General features: G+C 60.3%; 13 protein-coding genes and 2 pseudogenes. 7 read left to right on the forward strand and 8 right to left on the reverse strand.

Annotated features, from left to right (window positions below; genetic code table 11):
- Positions 1 to 54 precede the first annotated feature (54 nt).
- The gene (locus P6U28_RS38825; RefSeq protein ID WP_407123165.1) at positions 55 to 1272 is read left to right on the forward strand and encodes an IS110 family transposase; all 1218 of its coding nucleotides are present in this window, start codon (positions 55 to 57) and stop codon (positions 1270 to 1272) included.
- A gap of 334 nt (positions 1273 to 1606) precedes the next feature.
- Here P6U28_RS38825 and P6U28_RS38830 read toward each other — a convergent pair.
- The 4 genes and pseudogenes from P6U28_RS38830 to P6U28_RS38845 all read right to left on the reverse strand — a co-directional run.
- Positions 1607 to 2607: pseudogene (locus tag P6U28_RS38830) on the reverse strand (IS256 family transposase); the annotation flags it as partial.
- 128 nt (positions 2608 to 2735) lie between these two features.
- Positions 2736 to 3110 carry a patatin-like phospholipase family protein gene (locus P6U28_RS38835; RefSeq protein WP_407121135.1) on the reverse strand — a complete coding sequence of 125 codons (375 nt, stop codon included), beginning with the start codon at positions 3108 to 3110 and terminating at the stop codon, positions 2736 to 2738.
- Positions 3049 to 5292 (reverse strand): ThiF family adenylyltransferase, encoded by a 2244-nt coding sequence (locus P6U28_RS38840; RefSeq protein WP_407121137.1) that lies wholly within the window; start codon positions 5290 to 5292, stop codon positions 3049 to 3051. The genes P6U28_RS38835 and P6U28_RS38840 overlap by 62 nt, the downstream gene beginning before the upstream one ends.
- Positions 5289 to 6449, reverse strand: coding sequence for a hypothetical protein (locus P6U28_RS38845; RefSeq protein WP_407121139.1), 1161 nt, complete (start codon positions 6447 to 6449; stop codon positions 5289 to 5291). Before P6U28_RS38845 ends, P6U28_RS38840 begins: the two co-directional genes overlap by 4 nt.
- 907 nt (positions 6450 to 7356) lie before the next feature.
- On the opposite strand from P6U28_RS38845, the gene P6U28_RS38850 reads away from it, so the two are divergent.
- Positions 7357 to 7605, forward strand: coding sequence for a hypothetical protein (locus P6U28_RS38850; RefSeq protein WP_407121141.1), 249 nt, complete (start codon positions 7357 to 7359; stop codon positions 7603 to 7605).
- Between the two features lie 127 nt (positions 7606 to 7732).
- On the opposite strand, the gene P6U28_RS38855 is transcribed toward P6U28_RS38850, so the two are convergent.
- A complete protein-coding gene (locus tag P6U28_RS38855; RefSeq protein ID WP_407121143.1) occupies positions 7733 to 7969 on the reverse strand; it encodes a hypothetical protein in 237 nt (78 codons plus the stop codon).
- Between the two features lie 195 nt (positions 7970 to 8164).
- Here P6U28_RS38855 and P6U28_RS38860 point away from each other — a divergent pair.
- From P6U28_RS38860 to P6U28_RS38870, 3 genes and pseudogenes are all read left to right on the forward strand, one after another.
- Positions 8165 to 8311, forward strand: a pseudogene (locus P6U28_RS38860) (Flp family type IVb pilin); the annotation flags it as partial.
- A 141-nt stretch (positions 8312 to 8452) separates the two neighbouring features.
- A complete protein-coding gene (gene folE, locus P6U28_RS38865; protein ID WP_407121145.1) occupies positions 8453 to 9139 on the forward strand; it encodes a GTP cyclohydrolase I in 687 nt (228 codons plus the stop codon).
- A complete protein-coding gene (locus P6U28_RS38870) occupies positions 9136 to 9684 on the forward strand; it encodes a 6-pyruvoyl trahydropterin synthase family protein (RefSeq protein WP_407121147.1) in 549 nt (182 codons plus the stop codon). The genes folE and P6U28_RS38870 overlap by 4 nt, the downstream gene beginning before the upstream one ends.
- 367 nt (positions 9685 to 10051) lie before the next feature.
- Here P6U28_RS38870 and P6U28_RS38875 read toward each other — a convergent pair whose 3' ends face one another.
- The 3 genes from P6U28_RS38875 to P6U28_RS38885 form a co-directional block, all read right to left on the reverse strand.
- Positions 10052 to 10402: a hypothetical protein gene (locus P6U28_RS38875; RefSeq protein WP_407121149.1), complete on the reverse strand. Its 351-nt coding sequence runs from the start codon at positions 10400 to 10402 to the stop codon at positions 10052 to 10054.
- A 119-nt stretch (positions 10403 to 10521) separates the two neighbouring features.
- A complete protein-coding gene (locus P6U28_RS38880) occupies positions 10522 to 12939 on the reverse strand; it encodes a putative bifunctional diguanylate cyclase/phosphodiesterase (protein WP_407121151.1) in 2418 nt (805 codons plus the stop codon).
- 36 nt (positions 12940 to 12975) lie between these two features.
- A complete protein-coding gene (locus P6U28_RS38885) occupies positions 12976 to 13494 on the reverse strand; it encodes a molybdopterin-dependent oxidoreductase (protein WP_407121153.1) in 519 nt (172 codons plus the stop codon).
- Positions 13495 to 14529: 1035 nt separating this feature from the next.
- On the opposite strand from P6U28_RS38885, the gene P6U28_RS38890 reads away from it, so the two are divergent.
- Both P6U28_RS38890 and P6U28_RS38895 read left to right on the forward strand, forming a co-directional pair.
- Complete coding sequence (locus tag P6U28_RS38890; RefSeq protein WP_407121155.1) at positions 14530 to 15822, forward strand: TIR domain-containing protein; 1293 nt, start codon at positions 14530 to 14532, stop codon at positions 15820 to 15822.
- A gap of 29 nt (positions 15823 to 15851) precedes the next feature.
- Positions 15852 to 16790, forward strand: coding sequence for a hypothetical protein (locus tag P6U28_RS38895; protein ID WP_407121157.1), 939 nt, complete (start codon positions 15852 to 15854; stop codon positions 16788 to 16790).
- Positions 16791 to 17938: the final 1148 nt, after the last annotated feature.

The raw sequence follows: 17938 nt of genomic DNA on the forward strand, positions 1-17938 counted from the left end.
CCGCAGCTCCCGTCATATGTCTGGCAGGAGGTGCGAATGCGACGGGTGATTGGCATCGACGTCCACCGAACTTTCGGCGAGGTGGTGTTTTGGGAGGACGGCAGGCTCCGACATGCGGGCCGCATCGATATGACGCGGACTGCGCTGGAGGGATTCGGCAAGACCCTGCTGGCCAGTGATGAGGTGGTGGTCGAAGCGACTGCCAACAGCATGGCGGTGTCGCGGGTTCTGGCGCCGTTCGTGGCACGGGTGATTATCGCCAATCCGCTGCAGGTGAAGGCGATCGCCCAGGCTCACGTTAAGACCGACAAGATCGATGCCGGCACGCTCGCCAGTCTGCAGGCGGCCGGGTACCTGCCGCAGATCTGGACGCCTGACGCGGAGACCGAACGCAAGCGTCGGCTGGTGGCGCGGCGCTACCAGGTCGTGCGGCATCGCACGCGGCTCAAGAACGAGGTGCATTCGATCCTGCACGCGCACCTAATCCCGAAGTGTCCGCATGCCGATCTTTTCAACGCCCGCGGCCGGGCGTGGTTGGGGGCCCAACAGCTGCCGCACGATGAGCGCGCGGCCATCGATCGGCATGTCCGTGAGCTTGACCGGCTGGCGGAAGACCTGGCTCTGCTCGACCGTGAGATCGCGCAGGACGCCATCGACGATCTCGCGGTCAACAGATTGATGACGATCACCGGCGTCAATCTGGCGGTCGCCGCCGGCATCGTGGCGGCGATCGGCGACATCAGCCGGTTCAACAGCCCGCAGAAGCTGGTGAGCTATTTCGGGCTGAACCCGCGGGTGCGGCAGTCGGGACTGGGAGCCGCCCATCACGGTCGCATCAGCAAGACCGGCCGCAGTCACGCGCGCGCCATGCTGGTCGAGGCCGCCTGGGCCGCGGCCAAGGCGCCCGGTCCACTGCATGCTTTTTTCGTGCGGATTCGCGCCCGGCGTGGCCATCAGGTCGCCGCGGTGGCCGTGGCTCGCAAGCTCACGGTGCTCTGCTGGCATTTGTTGACGAAGGGCGAGGATTACCTGTGGGCGCGTCCGGCGCTGGTCGCCAACAAGACCCGCGCAATGCAACTTCAAGCTGGACATCCGCAACAGAAGGGCAGCCGGCGCGGACCAGCCTATGCCTACAACATCGCGGCGCTGCGCAACCGTGAGATGTTGATTGCCGCCCAGGCGGAGCGAAACTACGAACGAATGGTGTCGCAATGGAAACCGCGGCGGCCAAAACCCGGCGCGCGGGCGCCTCAGCTCGGCAGGACAAAATAGGCAGTCCGGTGACGCTTTCAGCCGACGCGTCACGCTTCGCCACGAGGTCGCCCGCGCCCGACAACCATAACCGCCGCTGACGGCAAGTGCCAGCCAGGAATGCAGTCCCGTTCCACGCCAGCATGCCGCCGTGCTCGGGCCGGTCAAGGCCAAGCCGTGCGGTGGCCGCAAACGCGGCCAGCCTTGACCGACCCTGCGCGCGGCGGCTGCGAGATCGGTGGCCGGGACGGAAGAATGGCCCCGCCGCGGCCGAACAAAAGAATGGACGCGATTTCCCCAATCGTCATCGGGGCGATCATTAAAAATCGCTTGTCCATCTCATCCGTAAAAATCGCTTGTCCATCTCATCCGTCGAGTGCAGCTTGGCGCGGTGCGCGGCCGGGAAGCTCATATAGGCCAGCACGTCGGTCTCGGCCTCGTCGAGGAAGGCGGCGAGCTTCGGCAGCTTGGGCGGAGCTGGTCGGCGATGCGCCGCCATTGCGCCCGTGCTGCCTCGGCATCGTCCTGGGCAAAGGCGGTGGCGATGAAGGCGGAGACGACGCGCCGGCCGCTCTTGCCAGCATGCGCCAGCGCGTTGCGCATGAAGTGCACGCGGCAGCGTTGCCAAGAGGCGTTGAGCACCTTGCTGACGGTCGCCTTGATGCCCTCATGGGCGTCGGAGACGACGAGCTTGACGCCGCGCAGGCCCCGCCGCGCCAGCTTGCGCAGGAACGCCGTCCAGAACGTCTCGGCCTCTGACGGACCGATATCCATGCCGAGCACCTCGCGGCGGCCATCGCTGTTGACTCCCACCGCGATGATCACCGCGACCGAGACGATGCGCCCGTTCTGGCGCACCTTCACGTAGGTCGCGTCGATCCACAGATAGGGCCAGTCGCCCTCGATCGGGCGGTTGAGGAAGGCCTTCACCTTGTCGTCGATCTCGCCGCACAGCCGCGACACCTGGCTCTTGGAGATCCCGCTCATGCCCATCGCCTGCACCAGATCGTCGACCGAGCGGGTGGAGACGCCCTGCACGTAGGCCTCCTGCACCACGGCGGTGAGCGCCTTCTCGGCCATCCGCCGCGGCTCGAGGAAGCCCGGGAAGTAGGAGCCTTTGCGCAGCTTGGGAATGCGCAGCTCGACGGTGCCGGCGCGGGTCTCCCAGCTCCGGTCGCGGTAGCCGTTGCGCTGGACCTGCCGTTCCTGGCTCTTCTCGCCGTACGCGGCCCCGGTCAGGCCCTCGACCTCCAGCTCCATCAGCCGGTGGGCGGCAAAGCCGATCATCTCGCGCAAGAGATCTGCATCGGGGGTCTTCTCTACGAGCGTGCGCAGGTTCATCATGTCGTCGGTCATCGGTGGTTCCTCGAATCAGGTTGGCTGTCGCAATCCAAACCTTACCGACGAATCATCGGTGACCACCCGCAAAGCCGCTCGCTCGCTACGGCGCTATTGAGGGCGCGCTTCGCGAGCGGCTTTGCTAATCAGCTACACCACTCCTCGGGACACGACCGGATTTTCGCAATCTGAGAGCTTAGCAGCACCTCTTTCACGATCATCCGCTGGATGCCCTTTTGCAGCAGCTCGACCAGCTTCTTGTCGAATGTAGTGAAATCATCCGAACTGTAGGCATAGCATGCCCCGATCACGCTGCCTCCCGAGACGGTGGAGACCACTCTCACTTTGTCGAGAAGGCCCCGGTCGTGAAGTGCGCGCAAACATCCCAAGTGGAACGCCATTGCGCGCGCGCCCCCTCCGGATAAGGCGAGTCCGATAAACAGCCGCTTTGGCTGCGGACTAGGACTGGTAGTCGGCGCGCTCAAAGACCGCCCCCGAAATGAGGGGCCGCGACGAGTCACCCCCGATGATCATCATTAGAAATCGCTTGGCCTGGAATTCATCCCCGGTGAGGAGATTTGCCATCGCGCTATAATCCGTTCGGCTTGGAAGCGGCATTCCCCCCGGATGTGTGTGCCACATTCCGACAAAGGCGACAGATTTCCTGGTCCTCTTGATCTTTTCCGCATTCATTTCAGAAACGCCCGCTGTGCCGCAGATGAAGGCGGCGGCAGACTGAATGCTGTCCGGTGGCGGCCCACTGATCTCGTCGACCCAGATAATCTTCAAGAATTCATCGGTGTGGCCAAACAGGATACCGCCTGTCTCAACCTGCCGACCATTAACCCGCTCCGATCTTCGCATCCATGAGCGCATTCCGGAAAGGGCGGCTTGACTTACTCGGATTTGGTAATCGTTACGGCCGTCGGGAAGAATGACGTCGCTCGGCCAGCCAAACTCGAACTCACGGAGAGCGCCGGTGCGTTGTCCTGTCAGATCAAACGACCGAGCGCGCGAGGCGACGGCCGATGGATCTGCCAACCATCGGCTCGCAACATTTGTCATTTGCGCCGTAAGCGCCATAACGTCAGCAGCGGAACCGCGGAATGTCGGACTGGAGCATCCAGGTTCCGGCTGAAACAAGCGCGTTCGATCGGGACTTATGGGCCAGAATTCGTCAAGGACGTGCCTTGCTTTGGGGAGACTGGACAAGGCGATCTTTGTACGGCGGTCAATGTCCAGCGTAATGCCGGGGGCGTCTTGTACCGCCATCGTCATTAGCGCCTGATCGGCGTTGTGCCCAAGAGCCATGGAGATGATTGGCGGGTGTGTTTTGGGCCAGCCTCGAAATTGCTTCTCGAGTGAGGCCGCGACCATCGTCGATGCCGTTGCATTGATGATTACGTCAGCGACCAGGACGTCTGCCAGTCTCTCGGCGTTTTCAAGCAATCTAACGACATCCGCGCTCGACCGGAGAGCCTCGACAGAAGGATTCGCGAAGCGGACGTTTTCAGCAGTCGCTTTCGCTTTGTTGACGCCGATCTGATATCGGTCGAACAACTGCCTGACCAAGATGCCCGGCTTGACCGAGTCCTTGTCATACAGCTGCAGCTTGCCGACGCCTGCTCGAGCAAGCAGCATGGCGACAGCGCTCCCGATCGCTCCGCAACCAAACAGAACAACATGGCGTCCAGCCCACCATGCCGAAGCGCTTTCGGCATCCCTTCTCGTAACGATCTCGGGCCGGTCCTCAAGGACGCTGCACCACTCGATTTTGGCCTTTTCGGCCCAAATATAGAAATAGGCAATATCAACCGGACTATCGTCCGTAGAAGCCCTAATAGCCTCGCGGATTTCATCGACGCGCTTCGCGTCGATCTGCCAGCAGGCTAGGTGCTGCAGACGTTGTCCACCAGCAATGCCTCGCATGGCGGCGCCCAAAACGAAGATTAGTGGCTTGCCGCTTTCACTTCTCAGCACGCCGAGCTGGATCATCAACCGAATAACCTCGACGGGCACATCACGAGCTTTAAGCTCCTTCAGGAGGCCCGAGAGCGTGTCTGGATATTCGTGCGGCATCCCTGTTGGCAAAAGCACGACGGCAGCCAACCGGCCCTCAGGGATAGTTCCGGAGTGTTCAATCCATTGGCCGAGTTCGATGCGGTTCTCGTTCTCGCGCGTGATCTTGGCATAGCCTGCCCAGAAGGGCGGTTCCGGCGTGGGTGTATTCTGTGTGGGGACGACCTTTACGCCGCTGACTCCATAGGTGACGGGAGGATGGAGCGGCATCCCGGCCGGATCTAACTCGTTCGCGGCGGCGGCTCGAAGCCAATCATCGACCCGCTGCATAAAGCCGAAGAGCCCGTCTTCTGGCTGCCATTCACTATCCGTCGCTTGATAGAGGCAAATATAGTTGCCCCACTGTACGTGCGAGAAGTCGCGATAGCGCGTGTGCGCGAAGTGCAAGCGCGGCAATTCTAATGGAAAATTGGCGGGAAGCTTGAGAAGCAAGCGTTCCCGCGCCTTAAGGGGAATGCCGCCCACTTTGCGCGGATATCCTGAGCAATCCACCGACAGCGAGATGGAAACCATCTCGCCTTGGGCGGTCGGCTCGACGATTTCGATAATCTCGAGCGATCCGGAGGAGGCTTGAGCAATTTCAGCTAATTGGCCGAGGGCCCAAGCCTGTCCTTCTGATTTCATTCGCGGCCGAAACCAACTTTGGCGGTTGGAGGTGCTGCACGCCCGCGAGCTGCTGCCACGGCCGCTGCCAAAGTTTCTCGCGCGCTATCAGAGACCTCGTATTCATCGTCGTCGAGGAAAACGCCGTTCTCATTCACGGTGAAGATAATCGGCCGCAGATTTTCAGGCGTGCTGTATTCGCCAGTGCACAGGAAAGCGGTATTGACGATCTCCTCATAGCGGTTTCTCGCCTTTACGTGTGGCGGGTTGTCGCCAGAGGAGTTCGACGCCGGGAATTCCGGCGAGCTGGCGACGATGTAACCGATGTCGAGCTGAGGCGTTTGCAACTCATCCATCGCGTCCTGCTGAAGCACATCGTCTTCATACATGACTTTCTTCGAGCAATGATGCGGGGCAAGCAGCACGTTCCAATTCAACATTTGATCATTGTTGTGATCGTGCGTCTGCTGAAAGGTTTGCATCAAGGTCGGGTAGGAGACGTCGCCCAGGAACAGTCCGTACATCGGGTGGTCCTGAGACCCGATGATCACGCGCATCGTGACGCTGGTCTCGTTGCGGGCATCGGCTTCCCCCTCTTTGAAGGGGCCGTGGATGAAGGCGTGGAATCGGTCGCTGACGTCCGCGCCATCAAGCACCGTGATTGAAGAGCCGGGGCGAGTATAGAACTGCTTCGGCAGATCATGGTATTTTTCGCCAGGCTCGAACAGTGAGTTGTAACCGATGACCCTCACGCGATTCCCGGCACCGGGATCGCCGCCGACCTTAATCGTCTTTGCCGAACGACGATGAGCTTCCTTACGGAATACTTCCGCATCCTCGCACAGGACCTTCTCGTCTTCATACTCCCGGAAGATGTGCGGGCTATGCCATAGCTCCCCGATGACAACCCTCTTGAGCAGATCGGCGAAGCCACGACAGTGGTCCTGATCCGGATGCGTGAGCACGAAGCAAGACAAGTAGGGCTTCCCGTCGCGCTGGGGGAGCTTCGCGACCAGTTCATCAACTAGCGGGATGTGCTCGTTATCGTCGTCCTCCGCCATGACCTTGTCGTTCAAATCAATCTGGAGCACTTCGGATTCACTGATGACAATGGTCGTGCTGTCTCCGCAGCCAACAGGCCAAAAAATGAAGGATGGTCCTTTCACGTCTGAAAACATCACGTCTCCTCGGCCGAGCTGGCACTAATTTGATTTTCAAGCAATCCGGCAGCGCGAAAGGGGGCCATGGGACGGTCGGCTGCGGCTAGCCAAAAAATATACATCGATTTCGTAGATACAAGCCACGCGAGTGCGCAGAAAGTGGCAGATATCCAGTGGAAACATGGTGCGGCCGGCCGGACTCGGCACAGGCCTTGCGGCCCCACGGGGGCGAGATCAAACCGGTACAGGCGAGATCATCGGAATCCGCATTTCGGAAGAAATCCTGAAACTCGGGGTAATAGCGATTGACCTTGCCCCCAAGCGTTGTCCGGTTCTGAGTTTGCCCCGGTCGTTGGAGGCGATGGGATCGACGGGAGCTGGCGCAGAGCCTTCGGCATAGCGCAGCGCCAGCGTTTGCGGGGGCGCGCTGTTCTACACAACAGCCATCTGCCTCAGCGTCGAGGGCATCCGCTGACCTGCCAAGGCGTGTGCATCCAGGTTTCTCCAGACAATATCGCCGCTGGCATCAAGCTATCGGCGAAACCGTAAAGCTTATCGACGATTTCTGTCCGCGGATCGGCAAGTCTGTCAAGTCAACCGGTGGGCGCTCGAATGCGCCCTACTCGCCCCGGACAAGAACAGCTGCACAGATCACGCCGGCGAACACGAGGACCGGAAGCGAGGCCCGGCAACGGAGGCTAACCCAGCCGGACCTCGCCGCCGCCAATCCCGGAGGGGATCGAGGTGAAGTATCGCATAGAAAGAGTGCCGTTTTCCGTCTTAGTTGCGGATCGTTCGGCCGGAAAGCACCGCTTGGCGTCGGCTAGGCTTCGGCGGTGTCCACCTCAACACGGGCACCACACATCGGAAGCCCCAGCCGCGCCAGCCCCGGCTGGGGCTCGAGCGCACACGGCGGCAGAGCTAGGTGGCCAAGGGTGCGGCTATGATCGGCAAGTCCACTGCGAGCGGATCGCTTGCGCCGATCTGGAATCTTGTGGCCGAAGAGCTGCGGCCGAGCATGGCCCGGGAGTACGTTGCAACCGCGCAAAAGGTCATGGTGGTCAACGGCCAAGCCGAGGCGCGGCGGATCGTGCTAACCTACGCATTCAAGCACATCGCATTGCGCAGGCGAAGGAGAGCCTCACCGAAATCTATGGAATCGAGGAAGCGGTGAGAAAGCGCATCGATCTTGATGGTTCGGATTGGGGGAAGCGGCTGCATAATTTGATGGTGGCGGTGGAGACCGCGGTCGATACTGAAATCAAAAGTATCCCCACCGCCACCAGCATCTCATGCACATCTTAGAATCCGCCAAGCCGCGCCCAGACCTTTCCTTGAGCAGACGTCTGGGCCGCATGATCAAAAAGGGCCGCGGCGCATTGCAGAGGCTTGCTGTCGAACAGCCCTGGCGCAGCATTTGACCAAAAGAGCCCGCGCAGCTGATGCAGGGTGGCAAGATTAGCATCCGTGTCGGTCAGGAAGACGGACTCAGTAATCTCGAGCTCGAGCCGCTGGGGCGACAAGCCCGAATTGGCCATCGGCCGAAATTACCACATGCACCAGATTGCAGCGACGGCTGCGCCGGTAAGAGGTTGACCGCGCCGCTTACTGAGCGCGCGCAATATCTTGGTCCGTTCCGTACAAAGTTTGCGCGCCGATAAAGAGCGAGATTTTGCTGATCTTAACAAATTGCCGGCAAAATCCTGAGGCTTGAGTTTGGAAGGGCGCGCACCATGAAAACGCTGGTTCGCTTTTTGCGCGAGGAGTCTGGAGCGACCGCCATAGAATATGGGTTGATAGCGGCGGGTATCTCACTTGCTATCATTGCAGCTATGAATGAACTGGGCATGAAACTCAGTACAAAGTTGGCTTCGAATAACTTTCTGACCGGTGGCGCCCGCCGGCTCGCTCGCGCCGAATCGACCGATGCCTCGTAAACTGAACCGTAAGGGCCTCGGCCAGATTACGCGAGTGACATTCCTCGCCAGCCGGGGATGATACGGAACGCAGTAGGGGATAGCATGGATAACAGTGTCAAGAAATTGCGGCCGCCGCCGCACGGCGCCGCACTTTGCAACGAGGCTATCGAGGGATTTGCCGATCGAGCGGCGAAAGCCGCGATGATCGCGGAAGCGTCGCAGAAACTGGAGGAGTTATTCGACGTTCTGCGTATCGACCATGTCAACGATCATAACACCCGCGATACGCCGCGACGGGTCGCCAAGATGTTCGTTGAGGAAGTGCTGCGCGGGCGTTACGATGCGCCGCCGAAAATCACCGAATTCGAAAACGTCGAACGCTATGATCGTCTGATTGTCACCGGCCCCATCGACGTGCGCTCGACGTGTGCGCATCACCTCATGCCGATCCACGGACAAGCCTTCGTCGGCGTGCTTCCATCGCCCGAGGGCAAGATCATCGGCCTGTCGAAATACGACCGCATCGTCGAGTACTTCTGCGCGCGACTGCAGATCCAGGAGGAGCTCGTCTCCCAGATTGGCAACTACATCGTCGACGCGACTGCGCCGAAGGGGCTCGCCATCCGGATCAGCGCAGTTCACATGTGTAGAACCCACCGCGGGGTCCGCGCGAGCGAGCAGAGCCGGATGATCAACAGCGCCTTCTTCGGTGAGATGCTGCACAATCAAGATCTGAAGAACGAATTCCTGCACGAGGCGCTGGCGCTGGAGCGGCGCATCATCGCATGAGCGTTCGCCAAGACAAGGAACTGCGCATGGTAACTGGCCTGCTGCCTCAACCTTCCTCGCCGCCGCTTGCACCCGCCGCTGCCGGTCCGATCTACCGTTCGACCAAGACGTACGGTCACAGCGAAGGCTTGTCATGCTGCTTCCGGCAGTGGCGCGCGACGCACTCGCATTGCAGCCTGCTGCATGGGTACGCCCTGTCCTTCGCTTTTGTCTTCGCCACGCGCGAACTCGACGAATGCAACTGGTGCTTCGATTTCGGCGGCCTGAAGGAGGTCAAGGCGTGGCTACACCACATGTTCGATCACACGACGCTGGCCGCGGCGGACGATCCGTACCTGACCGTCTTTGAATCATTGCAGCGAGCGGGGCTGGCAGAGCTTCGCGTGTTGCCGGCGGTGGGGTGCGAAGCGATTGCAAGGCACGCTTTCGATCACGTATCGGACTATGTCGTGAAGAAGACCGCGGCCAGGGTGTGGCTTGAAAGCGTGGAAGTCCGCGAACATAGCGGCAACTCCGCGATTTACTGCAATCCGGCCGGAGCCTGACGCCCACAGCGACGCAAACGTTCAGGACGGTACGACATCTTCCCGTGAATCCGTGGGCGGCGCTTCGCGCCGACTCATGTCCCGAGAGGGCGCACGACTTCCGTCGCGAGCGGACGAAGACAGTGACGAAAACGAGGGACTATCCTCTTAGAATTCGTCTCCGCACGCCGCCTAGTCCTTCCTCGAGACGCCCTTCACGCGAGAGGATCACATTTCGATCGAACTTGCATTCCGAGTCGAGACTGTCGACTTCGCGGGGCTGGACAGTCGTTGACTTCACAAGAGGCCGCGATCGCAAGCCCGTTGATGCCCAGGAGTCCGTCCACTCCCATCCGCATGCTGCCACGCAATGGCTCACGACCTCGCGTCAGAGTTCATGATAATTGGCGAACTGCTTCATCGAGAGTTTATAGCGTAGCGGACCGAGCAACGGCAGGACGAGCCGGAGCACAGCGCTCAAGGCCCGTCCCGTGTGCCGGACGTAAAGATCGAGGCGCTCAAGTCTTGATAGCCAATGGAATTTCGGATCGTAGTTGAGGCCACTGCTCTTGTATTGCTTGTAACCTTCGGCCATTCGCGAAAGGTATTGGTAGAGATGCAGCTTCAACGCGACGGAATAGTCGAGCCGAGATACTCGTCCAAAATGCTGTCGCCATGAGCCATTCAAATGCTGAATGCTACTGCGCGCGCCCATCGACGCGCGAAATAAAGGAGGCATCGTTGCGCCAGCGCGCAGATATGTTCCGACGTCAGCTTCGTAAAATGCTGTCTCGATCGCGAGTAGACTTGAGTAACCGTGCAACGCGGCGGGGCAAAGCGCCGCCCGACAACTTCGGCCTAGGCCGCCGCCCCCCGGTTCGCACCGGGCGCCAGTAAATCTGCAATCTGTTTGCCTGGCATAGGCCGGAAGAAGTGAAAACCCTGCGCGTCGGTGCACCCGGCCGCTTGCAGGCTGTCTTTCTGTTGCACCGTTTCCACTCCCTCACCAGTCGTCTTCATGCGGAGCGTGTGCGCGAGATCGATTACGGACTGAATGATCGACATACAATCGGCATCGGTGGTCATCTCGCGGACGAATGTCTGGTCGATCTTGATCTTGTCGAACGGGAAGCGCCGAAGATAGCTGAGCGATGAGTATCCGGTGCCAAAGTCATCAAGCGCGATTCCGACCCCGAGTTCGCGCATCCGATGCAAGGTAGCCATCGTGGTGTCATTATCCTGCAGTAGGAGCGATTCAGTGATCTCGAGCTCTAGCCGTTCGGCTGGGAGACCTGAGGCCGCCAGCGCCATCACGACGTTGTGTGGAAGGTTCGGGTTCTTGAACTGCGCAGGTGACATGTTGACCGCGATCTTGACATCGGATGGCCACCCAGCCGCTTCATGGCAGGCCTGACGCAGCGTCCAATCACCGATCGCAGGAATAAAGCCCGCCTCTTCAGCGATGGGAATGAATTCGGACGGTGGCACAGGTCCCCGCACCGGGTGGTTCCAGCGAAGCAACGCCTCGCACCCGGTTATCCGGCCCGAGGCCAGATTGACCTGCGGCTGGTACACGAGGTGAAATTCACCTTCCGCCAGCGCAACCCGCAAGTCCAATTCGATCTGCCGCCGCGCCTGCAGCTCCAGATCCATTTCTGCCTCAAAAAAGCAGAAGGTCGCCCGGCCCGCTGCCTTCGCCTGATACAGGGCGAGGTCTGCATTCTTGAGCAGCTCATCAGGAGCATCGCCGTCGGCGAGTGCGAGCGCGATGCCGATGCTCGTTCCGATGTTGATGTGGTGTCCACCGGTCTCGAATGGTTCGGCGATCGCCCGAAGTATTCGGTCGGCACACTGGGAAATGTCATGATTGGATGCATCGATCGCCAGCACGGCGAATTCGTCTCCGCCGAGCCGGGCAACCAGATCGCCGGGCCGCACAGTCTCGCTCAGGCGTTCTGCGACAGATTTCAGCAGCGCATCTCCGACCGGATGGCCAAGCGTATCATTCACCGTCTTGAAACGGTCGAGGTCAAGCAGCATGACTGCAAACGCTCCGCCATCTTCGGCACGCTCAAGCGCCGCAATCATGCGCTCGTGAAACAACGTGCGGTTTGGCAGACCGGTCAAAGCATCATGGTGCGCCATGTGCGCGATCCGCGCCTCGGCACGCCTCCGTTCTGTGAGGTCCTCATATGTTGCCACCCAGCCTCCCTCGCTGAGCGGCTGATGTGATACGCCCACGGTCCGCCCATCGCTCAATTCCTCGAAGTAGGTCCGGGCCCTGTTCTCACGGATCAGGGTCTGTTGATTGGCATAAACCTGGTACAGGCTGGCGCCCTTGTCGCTGCTCGCGGAAAGGAACTCAGCGAGATGACGCATCGGCGTACCGGCCTTGAGGAGGTTTTTGTCGAAACCGAACATCGCCTGATAGCGCTGGTTGCAGATGACGAGTCGCTGCTGTGCATCCACCAGGCAAAGTGCCTGCGACATGTTGCCGAGTGCAGCCTCGAATCTTTCGTTTTGCGTGCGCAGGTCACGATCGCGCCGGACAAGCGTCTCGTTCTGCCGCTCCAGTTCGGCATTGGCGAACTGCACCTCCTGATGAGCTTCTGCCAGGTTTTCCGATGTGACCCGGAGGTCGTTGGTGAGCGCTTGCATCTCGTTATGGGCTCTCTGTAGCAGGCGATTGTGCCAGGCAAGCAAGATGATCAGTGCGATTCCACACACGATCAGCCCCGCCGCCATTGCCGAGAAGCTCCAGTGCAGGCGGATCAGCTCGCGCTGATCGTCCGCGACGCGGTCGCCGCCGACGCGATTGGCAGCGGCAGCAAGCTGGGCGAGACGGGCATCCACCGGCAGCAAGATCTGCAGCAGTCTCGGAACATGTGCCGGCTTCAGATCGTCGAGGTACGGCTGGACGGTATCAAGGGCTCGCGCGAGCGCATCGATGGTCGCGGCGTATTCCGCATCTCCTTTCACGAACTGCTCGACCTCGCCGGTGCGCAGGAGCGAAAGTCGATTGACGATGATGTCAAAGCGCAGGCGCACCTCGTCCACGCTGACCTTGCTGTCCGGGAGGCCGAACGCGCTTACCCGTTGCTGGAGACGCGTGTACTCCGATGTCGCCTGACCGACCAACCAAGCGACATTGTAACGCGAGACGCGCTCGAGCGCGCTTTGGCGCTCTATCACCAATGCGGAGATGTAGACGGTGGCGGCAACGAACACGCCGATGACTAGCGCGAGCAAGATCTTGATCGTGCGAAGGTTCGACATGGCTGTCATCGGTCGAGCGACACGTGAGTTTGCATGTTACTTCACGATCAGGCGGTTCACCTGCCACGCCGAGCGGCTGTAGAACTTCTGGCTTCGCAGCTCTGGGTCCGAATCGTATGGGTAGACGATGAACAGCGGCCCCTTGTCGCGGATCGGCATATATTCGCCGTCGCGCTTGATCGCGAGGATAGCATTGTATTTCGCGAAGTCCTCGACGGGAATCTCGGTGCTGTAGTCATTCAGCGCCATAGCGATCACACGCTGACCAGTAGCGCCGACGTTCTGCATCAACTTGTCGAGCCGAATGCCTTCGAACTTGACGGGCTGCTTGTACCAGGGCGTGCTGGTTTCGAAGCTCACCATTCCCATCGCTTCGAGGTCGGAGCGGCGGAAGGTGAGGCCCGCTTCGGCGTCGGAAGCATTGATCTTGCCGCTGATGGTCAGGATCGGCTGTTCCTGCGCCATGCCGGCCTTGGGCAAGCAGGTGAACGCGAACGCCACGCAGGCGGTAACAACGAACGTTTTAACTGCGACGCGGCGCGTCTGAATCGGCATGCGGGATCTCCCGGAGCGGCTGGTTAAACGTAGCGATGAACTAACATTGCGCCTCTGCTGGAATTGCTAAAGGCGCCACTGGTGTGCCGGCTTTTTTGTACTTGAGAGTGACTCGTTTCCTAAGGCGAAATCGACAAAGCCGCATCACCTCTGTGTGGCGCGCGAAAGCGGCTACTTGATTGAGAGCGTGCGTATATATTGGTCCGTTCCGTACAAAGTTCGCGCGCCGATAACGAAGGAGAGTTTGCTGACTTTAACAAATTACCAGAAAGGTCCTGAGGGCACGAGCTTGACGGTGTGCTGCCCTGGCCGGGCCGCTCCAAACGCAAGTAGAGCGAAGAACCCGGTGTCGCGGGGCGTGTCCGATAGGCGATACCGCATAGCCGAGGCAGTTACTGGTCCCCGGAAAGCGTGGATAGGGGATTCTCGAACCGACGCGAAAACCGCCTGACGACTTCGGTCCGGACCGAGCAAGACGACGCCCGCGCTGACTCGACGCCGTCTTCCGGCGGTATTCCAATTGGCCTCGAGACGTCATCCATGAGCCTCGGGGAAGTCCGGGTCATGCATTGTTGCGGGGAAGCTTGCCGATCGGTTCGATCTCGCCAGCGTGCATCGCATGGCCAAGTGCAACGAACGAGGTGCACCCCGATCCGCCGCGTGATGCCTTGGCCGAACAGATACGGCAGCGTCCGCGCGAGGCAGCGAGCTCGGCCAGTCTGGCCGGGTTCGAGCGCTAGGCGTCGCTCTCGATGTAACGGCGGTACCGCAACCGAAGATTTCCCGGACAATGTGATAAATCACATTGGCCGGAGCCTACATAGCACGGACTATTTTGCGCTGTAGGCCGATTCCGATGAAGATTGTTGGATTTCGAGTATGCGGTCGCGGGGACCGAAGCTCCGCGTCCGAGGCGGGGACGGACCGAAGCGATCATACAGCCGGCCAGGTTCGGACCGTTGATTCCGGCGCCAATTGCCGGGCCAGGACGCGCCGTGGTAACAACGACCGAAATATCGCTATTCCGGAGATTCGGTGCCAACCAGGGATCATCACTCCGCGCTGCGCTCGGACGTCGTCGAGCGCGTGAACGCCGGGCGCGTCGCCGTCGCTCTCGTCAAGCTGCAGTCGGGCAAGGACGACGTGGTCTTCACGCTGCACGTCAATACCGCCGGCATCCAGACGCGCGAATGGCTGCAACTGCTCGGGTTCAGGGAGAACGCCGGCTGCGGGTTCATCGGCGGACTCCAGTGCTTCAGCAGGGAGGTGCCGGAAGGATACGACCTCCAGAACTTCGCGACGGCATTCAACGATGGATTCGCGCGTTTGGCAAAGGCGACCGGAGATTTCGAGGCCTGCGGGTTCTGGCTGCCGTTTCGCCGGGAGCTGTCTTCGCGGGCTCAACTCTACCGCGAGCCGCTGTCCGGCGACGGACACATGGTGTTCGACCGCAAGGACATGAAGACGAGCGAGGACGATAGCTTCCGTTACGTCTTCACCTTCGTGAACACCGGCCGGGACAAGGGATTCGTCACCCATTATATCCCGCGCCATCCGCCCCTATCGTCGGAGGTGTCCGCGGTGTTCGCCTATCTCGGCCTCAAGACATATCGCGAGTGTCCGGAGGCGGAATTCGAGCCGTGCCACTACCGGACCCTCAGGCTCTTTGAGGGCGACAATCCCTTTGACGGCAACGTTAATTTCGCGCATCAATCCTTCGACGCGCACGCCACGCGTTTCTCGCAGGCCGTTGAGGGGCTGCTGGCGGCCAACGCCGCGGCGGAGCGCGCCGGTCTCACGTTCCTGCCGATCGCAAAGCCCACCGAGCGGCTGCGAAACGACATCGTTCGGCAGATCGGAACGCCGATCGAGAAGAAGCGGAAGCGTCCGAATCCGGAGATGGCGTTCGACGCGGTGATGCCGTCGAACTTCGACGTCGCGATCTCCTTTGCCGGCACCGAGCGCAACTTGGCGGAGCAGCTTGCCGAGAAGCTCCGCGCCGCGGGCATCGCAGTCTTCTACGACAACTTCTACGCGGAGCATCTCTGGGGCAAGAACCTCACCGCCTTTCTCGACGAGATCTACGGAAAGAAGGCGAAGTTCTGCGTCGTGTTCGTCTCAAAGGAATACAGGGACCGCAAGTGGACGATCCACGAATTGCGGAGTGCGCAGGCAAAGGCGCTGGAACAGAAGGGAGACGAGTACATCTTGCCGGTGAGGGTGGACGACACCCCACTGGACGGTCTGCCCTCCAACGTCGGATACGTCGACGTCGCGATCGGCATCGACCGGATCGCCGAGATGCTGATAGCGAAGCTGAACGACTGAGCAACGGCATCGGATCGGTCGGCCCCCGCATGATCGTCAATCTTCCCACGCCGCAGAGCCTTAGCGAAACGGCGCTCAGGCTTTATTTTTCGGCTTGGTCCTCCCTGATCACGATCCGGACGGATTTCGACGCCGTATTCGAGCACGGCATCGATTGGTCGCAGGAGTGGTCGGAATACCTTGAAGGATACCAGCCCGAGCTGCAGGCGGTGTGCTCCGTAATCCAGCAGTCGAACGAGCTCGCGCTGAAGGCTAGGATCTGCGCCGTCAGCCCCTATCTGCTCCTGCTCGGGAGCGAGCCGAGATTCAGCGCGAAGGTACGCGACATCGACTTCTCCGAATTCGGTACGCTCGATGCGGTCGATCTTCCCGCCGCAGTGAACTCGCTGTGTCCGCACCCTTTGAGCGACAGCTACGTCGGCGACTACAACGAACTCCGGGTCCTCAGAAACAAGTTCACCCATCTCGGACAGGCCGGCCAGACATTCAAGCCCGAAGATCTGCTGGGTCTGCTGATCCGCCAATACACCGAGCTCTGGAGCGATCGGTCGTGGTTGGCCGACCGGGCGAATTTCGCTTCCCGGACGGGAGCTGCCTTTCTGCACGACGGAAAGTACAACTCCGCCGCGTCCGAGGTCATCGACCAGTTACCGCTGACGTTCGCGCAGATCGGGAAGAGCGCCTTCAATAAGCTGTTTGGCATCGCCAAGACGAAGAGAAGATACCTCTGCCACAAATGCATCCGCGAAGCGTCGACGCGCTTCTACGAAGTCGATCCGGACCTGAGCAAGACGGCCTATCTGAAGGATCCCGGCACGCTGCACTGCCTGATGTGCGACGAGGACCACGGAGTGGTCCGGCGCTCTTGCGTCAGCGACGGCTGTAAGGGCGACGTCATCAGCCTCGACGGGTACCGCCAGGCCGAGGTCTGCAACACCTGCGGGCAGCCTCAGCTGGAGGACGAGTGAGCGAGGTCGAGCGGCAAGTCCGCGCGTCCGCCGCCACGGGCGGGGTCCGACCTCGGCGCCGTCGGCACGTATCAAGCGCGCGGACGTGCCGATCGGAAGGCCGGCGATCGGGCGCTCGTCCGACCGGCATGTTCGAACGACGGCTCCGGTCGCCGGCGCCGCCGACCTACTTTCGTTGTTTCAAAGAGCCAGTGAGGATCCACGCCAGATGGCTGGCGAGCGATTGATCTGATACTCACACCCATTTGCGACAAAGATATCGTGCGCCTCGTTGCCGAAATTTGGACGAGTGCCAACGTAGCCTACGTATTGAGGATAAGTCATCTAATGCTGCTCTTACAGCACTGAGATCATACGCCCGGATGGAATTGGGCGGCGCGATTGTGGAAAAGCTCTTTTTAGTGCGAGGGCCCTAGTCTGGAGCCGCTGGCAACCTGACATCCATGCCTCGCGCCGGCGTGATCGAGTTTGTCCAGTCTAAATTTCCTCATCGTCGCACTGACGTGTCACCGGTTTCGTCGAGCTATCGGCGGTTTCACCGGGCCTTTTGCGTCGGCGCTATGCAGAGCCTCCAGCGAATGCTCTAAATATGGGACTGACAAGCAATACTAGTCAGTTCGCTCGTATGCACCGCGCGGATCGTTATGTCCCCGCTTGGCTCCTGTGAACATAGGTGACTGCCTGCTTCAGTATCGAAACCAACCTGATCGAGCTTGAAGTGACTTTGAGCTGGCTTCGTGTTCGACAGCGTCTCGCCTGCGATGCTCTCGTTACTGCGCCGCCACTGAAAAGAAAATGGACTTGTCCGCCTTTAATGTGAAGGCCTCGGCGCCGGCGCTGATGCGTCAGAGCAGCGGGCGCTGTAAGAGCGACGCCGAATTGAGCTGCCTCGTCCAACGCTCGTCGAGCCGCGTCCGGCAAAGTTCAAGCTGGAACACATGGGAGGGGCTTGATCATGTGTCATCATTTACGTGCTTCACAATTGTGGAGGTGAGTAAGAGAGCGATCATGAGGAAGATGAAAGCCCGGCTTGTGATCTGAAATCTGGCGTGGCGTTCAGTGTCGTGTCGCTCATAGGGAGGCAAAAATAGCCAGCAGGAATTTGCGGCTTGCAGTCTGAGAGCGCAAAGACGCCTTGCAGAACCAAA

It is taken from the genome of Bradyrhizobium sp. STM 3561, from assembly GCF_045571455.1.
In the GTDB taxonomy this organism is placed as follows: Bacteria; Pseudomonadota; Alphaproteobacteria; order Rhizobiales; family Xanthobacteraceae; genus Bradyrhizobium; species Bradyrhizobium vignae.